This window comes from Bacillus sp. 204(2023), from assembly GCF_037027505.1.
Lineage (GTDB): Bacteria > Bacillota > Bacilli > Bacillales > Bacillaceae > Bacillus > Bacillus subtilis.
The window spans coordinates 1-2957 of record NZ_JAXCHE010000018.1 but is presented as its reverse complement, the minus strand read 5'-3'; the positions used below and the strand labels follow the sequence as shown (position 1 = coordinate 2957).

At 53.6% G+C, this 2957-nt stretch carries 1 rRNA gene; it reads right to left on the bottom strand.

Annotation, left to right across the window (positions count from 1 at the left end):
* Window positions 1–2927 (bottom strand): 23S ribosomal RNA (locus WA279_RS20640).
* Window positions 2928–2957 lie beyond the last annotated feature (30 nt).

The window sequence follows — 2957 nt, the reverse complement described above, 5'->3', positions numbered from 1 at the left end:
TGGTTAAGTCCTCGATCGATTAGTATCTGTCAGCTCCATGTGTCGCCACACTTCCACCTCAGACCTATCAACCTGATCATCTTTCAGGGATCTTACTTCCTTGCGGAATGGGAAATCTCATCTTGAGGGGGGCTTCATGCTTAGATGCTTTCAGCACTTATCCCGTCCGCACATAGCTACCCAGCGATGCCCTTGGCAGAACAACTGGTACACCAGCGGTGCGTCCATCCCGGTCCTCTCGTACTAAGGACAGCTCCTCTCAAATTTCCTGCGCCCGCGACGGATAGGGACCGAACTGTCTCACGACGTTCTGAACCCAGCTCGCGTACCGCTTTAATGGGCGAACAGCCCAACCCTTGGGACCGACTACAGCCCCAGGATGCGATGAGCCGACATCGAGGTGCCAAACCTCCCCGTCGATGTGGACTCTTGGGGGAGATAAGCCTGTTATCCCCGGGGTAGCTTTTATCCGTTGAGCGATGGCCCTTCCATGCGGAACCACCGGATCACTAAGCCCGACTTTCGTCCCTGCTCGACTTGTAGGTCTCGCAGTCAAGCTCCCTTGTGCCTTTACACTCTGCGAATGATTTCCAACCATTCTGAGGGAACCTTTGGGCGCCTCCGTTACCTTTTAGGAGGCGACCGCCCCAGTCAAACTGCCCACCTGACACTGTCTCCCCGCCCGATAAGGGCGGCGGGTTAGAAGGTCAATACAGCCAGGGTAGTATCCCACCGATGCCTCCACCGAAGCTGGCGCTCCGGTTTCCAAGGCTCCTACCTATCCTGTACAAGCTGTACCAACATTCAATATCAGGCTGCAGTAAAGCTCCACGGGGTCTTTCCGTCCTGTCGCGGGTAACCTGCATCTTCACAGGTACTATAATTTCACCGAGTCTCTCGTTGAGACAGTGCCCAGATCGTTGCGCCTTTCGTGCGGGTCGGAACTTACCCGACAAGGAATTTCGCTACCTTAGGACCGTTATAGTTACGGCCGCCGTTTACTGGGGCTTCAATTCGCACCTTCGCTTACGCTAAGCGCTCCTCTTAACCTTCCAGCACCGGGCAGGCGTCAGCCCCTATACTTCGCCTTACGGCTTCGCAGAGACCTGTGTTTTTGCTAAACAGTCGCCTGGGCCTATTCACTGCGGCTCTCTCGGGCTTGCACCCTAACAGAGCACCCCTTCTCCCGAAGTTACGGGGTCATTTTGCCGAGTTCCTTAACGAGAGTTCTCTCGATCACCTTAGGATTCTCTCCTCGCCTACCTGTGTCGGTTTGCGGTACGGGCACCTCTCACCTCGCTAGAGGCTTTTCTTGGCAGTGTGGAATCAGGAACTTCGCTACTATATTTCGCTCGCCATCACAGCTCAGCCTTATGGGAAACGGATTTGCCTATTTCCCAGCCTAACTGCTTGGACGCGGATATCCAATACCGCGCTTACCCTATCCTCCTGCGTCCCCCCATTGCTCAAATGGTGAGGAGGTGGTACAGGAATATCAACCTGTTGTCCATCGCCTACGCCTTTCGGCCTCGGCTTAGGTCCCGACTAACCCTGAGCGGACGAGCCTTCCTCAGGAAACCTTAGGCATTCGGTGGAGGGGATTCTCACCCCTCTTTCGCTACTCATACCGGCATTCTCACTTCTAAGCGCTCCACCAGTCCTTCCGGTCTGGCTTCACAGCCCTTAGAACGCTCTCCTACCACTGTTCGAAGAACAGTCCGCAGCTTCGGTGATACGTTTAGCCCCGGTACATTTTCGGCGCAGAGTCACTCGACCAGTGAGCTATTACGCACTCTTTAAATGGTGGCTGCTTCTAAGCCAACATCCTGGTTGTCTAAGCAACTCCACATCCTTTTCCACTTAACGTATACTTTGGGACCTTAGCTGGCGGTCTGGGCTGTTTCCCTTTCGACTACGGATCTTATCACTCGCAGTCTGACTCCCAAGGATAAGTCATTGGCATTCGGAGTTTGACTGAATTCGGTAACCCGGTAGGGGCCCCTAGTCCAATCAGTGCTCTACCTCCAAGACTCTTACCTTGAGGCTAGCCCTAAAGCTATTTCGGAGAGAACCAGCTATCTCCAGGTTCGATTGGCATTTCACCCCTACCCACACCTCATCCCCGCACTTTTCAACGTGCGTGGGTTCGGGCCTCCATTCAGTGTTACCTGAACTTCACCCTGGACATGGGTAGATCACCTGGTTTCGGGTCTACGACCACGTACTCATGCGCCCTATTCAGACTCGCTTTCGCTGCGGCTCCGCATCTTCTGCTTAACCTTGCACGGGATCGTAACTCGCCGGTTCATTCTACAAAAGGCACGCCATCACCCGTTAACGGGCTCTGACTACTTGTAGGCACACGGTTTCAGGATCTCTTTCACTCCCCTTCCGGGGTGCTTTTCACCTTTCCCTCACGGTACTGGTTCACTATCGGTCACTAGGGAGTATTTAGCCTTGGGAGATGGTCCTCCCGGATTCCGACGGAATTTCACGTGTTCCGCCGTACTCAGGATCCACTCAGGAGAGAACGAAGTTTTGACTACAGGGCTGTTACCTCCTATGGCGGGCCTTTCCAGACCTCTTCATCTACCTCGTTCCTTTGTAACTCCGTACAGAGTGTCCTACAACCCCAAGAGGCAAGCCTCTTGGTTTGGGCTAATCCCGTTTCGCTCGCCGCTACTCAGGGAATCGCATTTGCTTTCTCTTCCTCCGGGTACTTAGATGTTTCAGTTCCCCGGGTCTGCCTTCTCATATCCTATGAATTCAGATATGGATACCACTCCATTACGAGTGGTGGGTTTCCCCATTCGGAAATCTCCGGATCAAAGCTTGCTTACAGCTCCCCGAAGCATATCGGTGTTCGTCCCGTCCTTCATCGGCTCCTAGTGCCAAGGCATCCACCGTGCGCCCTTTCTAACTTAACCGTTAAAAAGAATCACTATGTGATATCTTGT